Source organism: Aminobacter sp. P4_D5 (assembly GCF_056401815.1).
In genome coordinates this window covers 1-6,362 of sequence record NZ_JBFUIP010000234.1, presented here as the reverse complement: position 1 = coordinate 6,362, position 6,362 = coordinate 1, and the positions used below count along the sequence as shown (strand labels likewise).

The 6,362-nt window shown below is 62.3% G+C and carries 6 protein-coding genes and 1 pseudogene; 3 read left to right on the top strand and 4 right to left on the bottom strand.

What is annotated here, in order from left to right:
* A partial coding sequence (gene lexA / locus AC1DWF_RS29010) for a transcriptional repressor LexA (protein ID WP_476842365.1) occupies positions 1 to 503 on the top strand: 503 nt, incomplete at its 5' end.
* Between the two features lie 70 nt (positions 504 to 573).
* Here lexA and AC1DWF_RS29005 read toward each other — a convergent pair.
* From AC1DWF_RS29005 to AC1DWF_RS28995, 3 genes are read right to left on the bottom strand one after another with little or no spacing between them, the layout of a single operon-like run.
* Complete coding sequence (locus AC1DWF_RS29005; RefSeq protein ID WP_476804272.1) at positions 574 to 2,019, bottom strand: ComEC/Rec2 family competence protein; 1,446 nt, start codon at positions 2,017 to 2,019, stop codon at positions 574 to 576.
* A 57-nt stretch (positions 2,020 to 2,076) separates the two neighbouring features.
* Positions 2,077 to 2,487, bottom strand: coding sequence for a hypothetical protein (locus tag AC1DWF_RS29000; RefSeq protein ID WP_476786232.1), 411 nt, complete (start codon positions 2,485 to 2,487; stop codon positions 2,077 to 2,079).
* Positions 2,488 to 2,533: 46 nt separating this feature from the next.
* On the bottom strand, positions 2,534 to 2,806 hold the full coding sequence (locus tag AC1DWF_RS28995) for a hypothetical protein (RefSeq protein WP_476786231.1): 273 nt from the start codon (positions 2,804 to 2,806) through the stop codon (positions 2,534 to 2,536).
* Between the two features lie 358 nt (positions 2,807 to 3,164).
* Between AC1DWF_RS28995 and gltX the strand changes: the two genes are divergently transcribed.
* Both gltX and gltA read left to right on the top strand, forming a co-directional pair.
* Positions 3,165 to 4,586 carry a glutamate--tRNA ligase gene (gltX, locus tag AC1DWF_RS28990; protein ID WP_476787572.1) on the top strand — a complete coding sequence of 474 codons (1,422 nt, stop codon included), beginning with the start codon at positions 3,165 to 3,167 and terminating at the stop codon, positions 4,584 to 4,586.
* A 185-nt stretch (positions 4,587 to 4,771) separates the two neighbouring features.
* Positions 4,772 to 6,061, top strand: coding sequence for a citrate synthase (gltA, locus tag AC1DWF_RS28985; RefSeq protein WP_476842364.1), 1,290 nt, complete (start codon positions 4,772 to 4,774; stop codon positions 6,059 to 6,061).
* Positions 6,062 to 6,116: 55 nt separating this feature from the next.
* Here gltA and AC1DWF_RS28980 read toward each other — a convergent pair.
* Positions 6,117 to 6,362: pseudogene (locus AC1DWF_RS28980) on the bottom strand (lipid-A-disaccharide synthase); the annotation flags it as partial.

Here is a 6,362-nt window from a genome sequence, read left to right as displayed (position 1 = left end):
CAATCGCACCAGGCCTCAACGCGGCGCGGAAATTCTCGCCGAGCGTCATCGAGGGCAGCCTTGGGCGCCGGCCCGAACCGTCGCGCTCCATGTCCGCCGGCAATGACGATGATGCTGGCGCGGCCGTGACCATTCCGGTGATGGGCCGTATCGCCGCCGGCGTGCCGATCGACGCCATCCAGCACAAGACTCATTCGATAGCGGTGCCGCCGGATATGATCATGGGCGGCGAGCATTACGCGCTCGAGGTCAAGGGCGACTCGATGATCGAGGCTGGCATCTTCGACGGCGATACAGTCGTCATCCGCAGCTCGACCACCGCAAACCCCGGCGAGATCATCGTGGCACTTGTCGACGACGAGGAAGCGACGCTCAAGCGCTTCCGCCGCAAAGGCGCCTCGATTGCTCTCGAGGCTGCCAACCCGGCCTACGAGACCCGCATCTTCGGGCCAGACAGGGTCAAGGTCCAGGGCAAGCTTGTCGGGTTGATCCGCCGCTATTGATTTCCGGGCGGCATGGAGCCGTTCCTGCCTACTCGAAGTGTCGTTCGGCCATGGCTGTCGGAATTTCCGGCTATTTGACCGGAATTGGTGCTTCCAGTGCTTTCGGGCGCCTGTTTTCTCGCTTGTAGGGCGGCAGGCCCCTCGCCTCGCGAGAGAATTCGCGCTGGGTGTGCCACGGGCGATATGGCTCGGCCACAGCGTAGCGGATTTCGATTTTTTGACGCTTATTGTCCGATGCGGGCTCGAGGAATATCGCCGCACTGCCCAGGCGCGCGAGTTCGCGGCTGGTGAGCACTGCCACGGCTGAGCCTGGGCAAATGTCCTTTGCCTTGGCGTCTTTCAAAACGATGAGACCAGCATTTGCGCAAACGCGCCTGGCGGCCGCCGCGTGGTCAGCATGCGCAATCAAGCCGGCAGCTGGATGCTGAACCAGGCAAAGGCCATCGCTGCAGACAAATGCAGCCTGCTTGTCGGTGCTGCTTGGATCACTGGAGTTGCCCGAGCCCTTCGGATTTGTCGAACCATCGGAGTTGATGCGGATGGGGGAGACAAACACGTCGGTTTTCAAAGCCCGTTTCCAGTTATCGACTGTGAACACGTTTGGTTGAGCGCGATTGACAGCAAGCTTCGGGTCTCCGATCGGCACACCCACCAGGCGGCCATCTTCCGAGACGAGAACGACAGGTGTTTCGGTTTCCACCAGCGACAAAATGCCGAGAGCGGCAAATGGCAAGGCGGCCACCCGCAACCAGGTTGTGGCGATCGATGCAATGACCAGTGCGGCCGTGACGAACACAACCGCATGGGTCGACACCAGACCGACCGCATCAATGGGCGAACGTTCGGAGAACCACTTTGCAAGGGCTATCATGGCCTTTAGGCCGATGCCCATTGTATCGAGAAAAAGTCCTTCGAGACCAAGCGGCATGAAGATGCCGGCTAGAACCGCAAACGGCATCACCAGCACCGAGACGATCGGCATGACTGCCAGGTTGGCGATGAGGCTGAGCGGTGAGACACGCTGGAAATGCCAGGCACCGAACACACTTGTGGCAAGACCGGCGATCAGCGAGGTCGCGACAAGCCCGATCGCAACCGTGGCAAGCCAGCGCCATAGCTTCGATGGCAACGAGCGCTGCACGAGAGGCTGTGCTGGCGCCTCCCGCCTGTCCGACCACCAGGCATAAGCGCCAACAAGTGCGGCCGTTGCCGCAAATGACATCTGGAAGCTCGGGCCAACCACTTCATGCGGCGAGGTCAGGATGACGACGATCGCCGAGATCGCCAGGTTGCGCATGGTGAGTGCGGCGCGGTCGAACAGCACGGCGGTCAGCATCACCGCCAGCATGATGAAGCTGCGTTGCGCTGCGACCTCGGCACCCGAGATGGACAGATAGCCACCTGTCGAGACCAAGGCAGCACCTGCCGCGTATTTCTTGACTGGCCAACGTGATGTGAAGCTGGGAAAGGCCGCGAAGCCGAGCCGCATCAGCACCATGACAGTGCCCGCGACCATTGCCATATGCAGGCCGGAGATCGAAATGATGTGGTAGAGGCCGGTACGCCGCAGCGCCTAGTTGACATCTTCGGGAATGCCGCCGCGCACACCGACCACCAATGCCGCTGCAATCTCACCTTCGGCACCGCCGATCCGGTCCCGAATGCGATGGGCAATCTCTTCGCGGATGTTTTCGACTGCGGCGAAAGCCTTGGCCGTTGCCGGCAATGGCCCGGCCGATGCAACAAGGCCCGGTCCTTTCATGAAAAAGCCGCTGGCGCCGATGCCGTCGAAATAGCTCTCGAAGGAAAAATCATAACTTCCTGGCCGCACCGGCCCTGAGGGCGGCATGAGGCGGACATAGCCGGTCACCTGCGCCCCAGCCTGCACTCGGTCAGGGATCTTGCGTGCGGTTATCCGTACACGCTCCGGGGCGTAGCGCAGAACCGGACGCGCCGTTGCGAGGACATCAAGGGTCAGCCGCACGCGGCCATTGTCGAGACGATCGAGCCTGACGACGCGCCCGGTTACTTCACTCGAAATTTCGGCGCATCTTGGTCGCCACGCGCGCTGTTTCAAGCTTCGCCACGGTCATGCCGAGCAGGCAGAGCGCGCCTGCACCGAGCGCGTAGTGGACCACTCTTTGGGTACGTACAAGGAATGCGAGCGACGCCAACAGCACGAACGCGATAGCCAGTGGCGCAATCGCAGGTTCGGCAGGCAGAGCGAAATAGCAGAGCGCGCCGAATGACAGAAAGACCGGGACAAGCAGGAAGGCGGCACCGCGGTCGAGTTCTGTTTCCATTGCGACAAGTGCTGACCGCGCGCTGATCCGGTGGTCGGCTAAAAGTCGTGATCCTTGCTGCTGCCAAGACAGACGCGGGGAGGCTGTGTGATTTGGCGACGCCGCGTCGGAAAATGCAGCGTCTGCCCCGGGCGACTTTGGATCTGCCTACGCGACGGGAAGCGTTTGCGAGCCTGCCAGCAAGCCGCGCTCGCTGGTCTCGACCACCGGATTGTTACCGGCTTGCCCCTCCCGCACGCGCTCGCCCATCGGGCCTGCCCCTTGCGCCCCAGACCTTCTATGCTACATCAACGCCACCGAAACGCCATGCGCCGCCGGTCTCCGGCCGGGCGACGCCATGCCTCCCTTGGAATTTGCTATGTCCGTCGTGACCCGCTTCGCCCCCTCGCCCACCGGCTACCTGCACATTGGTGGCGCGCGCACCGCGCTGTTCAACTGGCTCTATTCCCGTCACACCGGCGGCACCATGCTGCTGCGCATCGAAGACACCGACCGCGAGCGCTCGACCGACGCCGCTACCGCAGCGATCCTCGAAGGCCTCACCTGGCTTGGCCTGACCTGGGAAGGCGAGCCGATTTCGCAGTTCGAGCGCGCGCCGCGCCACCGCGAGGTCGCGGAAGAACTCGTGCGCATGGGAAAGGCCTATTACTGCTACGCCTCGCAGGAAGAGCTCACCGAAATGCGCGAGAAGGCACGCGCCGAGGGCCGTCCGCCGCGCTATGACGGTCGCTGGCGCGACCGCGACCCGTCCGAGGCACCTGCAGGCGTAAAGCCGGTGATCCGCATCAAGGCGCCGACCGAAGGCGAGACGCTGGTGCGCGACCGCGTGCAGGGCGACGTCCGCTTTCCCAACAAGGACCTCGACGATTTCATCATCCTGCGCTCGGACGGCGTACCGACCTACATGCATGCGGTCGTCGTCGACGATCACGACATGGGCGTCACCCACATCATCCGCGGCGACGATCACCTGACCAACGCCGCGCGCCAGACGGTCATCTACGTTGCGATGGGCTGGGACGTGCCTGTCATGGCGCATATCCCGCTGATCCATGGTGCGGACGGTGCCAAGCTCTCCAAGCGCCATGGCGCGCTTGGTGTCGATGCCTATCGTGCCATGGGCTACCTGCCCGAGGCGCTGCTCAACTACCTCGCCCGCCTCGGCTGGAGCCATGGCGACGACGAGGTGATGAGCATCGAAGACATGATCCGCTGGTTCGAGATCGAGGATGTCAACAAGGGTGCTGCCCGCTTCGACTTTGCCAAGCTCGAGGCGCTGAACGGCGTCCACATGCGCCAGATGGACGACAACAAGTTGTTCGACATCTTCGTTACGACCCTGCCCTATCTGCCAGGCGGCGATGCGATCCTCGCCAAGCTCGACGACAAGCGCACAGCACAGCTGCTGGCTGCCATGCCAGGCCTCAAGGAACGCGCCAAGACACTGATCGAGTTGGCGGACGGCGCGGGCTTCCTGTTTGCCGAGCGTCCGCTGGCCGTCGACGAGAAGGCAGCGGGCCTTTTGGCTGGTCCGGCCAAGGACATTCTGAAGGGCGCCCATGCAGCCCTTTCGACGGTGGCTGACGCGGACTGGAACGCCGCCTCCGCCGAGGCTGCGATCCGCGAGTTCGCCGGTCGCGAAAATGTGAAATTGGGCGGGGTCGCCCAGCCTTTGCGTGCCGCTTTGACAGGCAAAAGCACCTCCCCCGGGGTGTTCGATGTGTTGGCGGTTCTGGGGCGCGACGAAAGTCTGGGCCGCATTTCCGATCAAATCGATTAGGTCAGTAGTGCTTTCCTAGTTTTGCATTGAAATGAGGCTGTTGCGGTGCAACATTGCGGCAACAGGTCAATTTGAAAGCAGCGGGGAAGCTGGGAAGCGTGTTCGAGCGTTCCGAGCCTTATTGGTTGCCTTGTTTATGACGATTGCGCCGCGTGAGGCGGCAACTCAGCACTAAGGAGTATGCGATGACTGATTCGACCGCCAAACTAGAGTTCCGCGGCCAAGCCCATGAGTTCAAGGTTCGCAGCGGCACGGTCGGACCAGATGTGATCGACATCGCATCGCTCTATGCCACGACGGGCGCCTTCACCTACGATCCCGGCTTCACGTCGACGGCGAGCTGCGAATCGGAAATCACCTTCATCGACGGCGATGCTGGCATCCTGCTCCATCGCGGCTACCCCATCGACCAGCTCGCTGAGCACGGCGACTTCCTGGAAGTCTGCTATTTGCTGCTCTACGGCGAACTGCCGACCAAGGCCCAGAAGGACGACTTCGACTATCGCGTCACGCGCCACACCATGGTGCATGAACAGATGTCGCGCTTCTTCACCGGCTTCCGCCGCGACGCCCACCCAATGGCCGTGATGTGCGGCGTGGTCGGCGCCCTTTCGGCCTTCTATCACGACTCGACCGACATCTCCGACCCGCACCAGCGCATGGTCGCCTCGATCCGCCTSATCGCCAAGRTGCCGACSATCGCGGCGATGGCCTACAAGTACCACATCGGCCAGCCCTTCGTTTATCCGAAGAACGAGCTGAACTTCGCCGCCAACTTCCTGCACATGTGCTTTGCGGTGCCGTGCGAGGAGTACAAGGTCAATCCGGTGCTCGCCCGCGCCATGGAGCGCATCTTCATCCTGCACGCCGACCACGAGCAGAACGCCTCGACCTCGACCGTGCGTCTCGCCGGCTCTTCGGGCGCCAACCCGTTCGCMTGCATCGCGGYCGGCATTGCCTGTCTGTGGGGCCCGGCACATGGCGGCGCCAATGAAGCAGCACTCAACATGCTGTCCGAAATCGGCCATGTCGACCGCATTCCGGAATTCGTCGCCCGCGCCAAGGACAAGAACGACCCGTTCCGCCTGATGGGCTTCGGCCACCGCGTCTACAAGAATTACGATCCGCGCGCCAAGATCATGCAGAAGACCACGCATGAGGTTCTGGGCGAGCTCGGCATCAAGGACGATCCGATGCTGGACGTCGCGATGGAGCTCGAGCGCATCGCTCTGACGGACGAATACTTCATCGAAAAGAAGCTCTATCCGAACATCGACTTCTATTCGGGCATCACGCTGAAGGCGCTGGGCTTCCCCACCACCATGTTCACCGTGCTGTTCGCGCTCGCCCGTACCGTGGGCTGGATCGCGCAGTGGAAAGAAATGATCGAGGATCCGCGCCAGAAGATCGGCCGTCCGCGCCAGCTCTACACCGGCGCTCCCGAACGCGACTACGTGCCGATCGCCAAGCGCTAAGCGCTGCGAACTGACTTGAGATACGCCCGCCAAGTTCCTGCTTGGCGGGCGTTTTTCATTTTACGATGTGTTTGAGGACCGCTTCGGCGGCAATCTCGCCCGAAGGCCGCTCTGTCGCCAGGCGGCGGGCGATTTCGGCAAAGCCTTCCTTTTGCCAGCGCCGAAGGCCGCTGTCTTCGAACAGGCCCTCGACATAACGCGCCATCCATTGCGGCCGCACATACTGGTTGTAGTTTTCCTGGATGACGGGACGGTCAGCGATCAGATTGGGCAGTGCGGCACTCCACACTGTGATCAGGCT

Coding starts and splice junctions, on each gene's coding strand:
- AC1DWF_RS29005 (WP_476804272.1), bottom strand. CDS start 2,019: ATGGTCGCGGGCACTGTCATGGTGCTGATGCGGCTCGGCTTCGCGGCC.
- AC1DWF_RS28995 (WP_476786231.1), bottom strand. CDS start 2,806: ATGGAAACAGAACTCGACCGCGGTGCCGCCTTCCTGCTTGTCCCGGTC.
- gltX (WP_476787572.1), top strand. CDS start 3,165: ATGTCCGTCGTGACCCGCTTCGCCCCCTCGCCCACCGGCTACCTGCAC.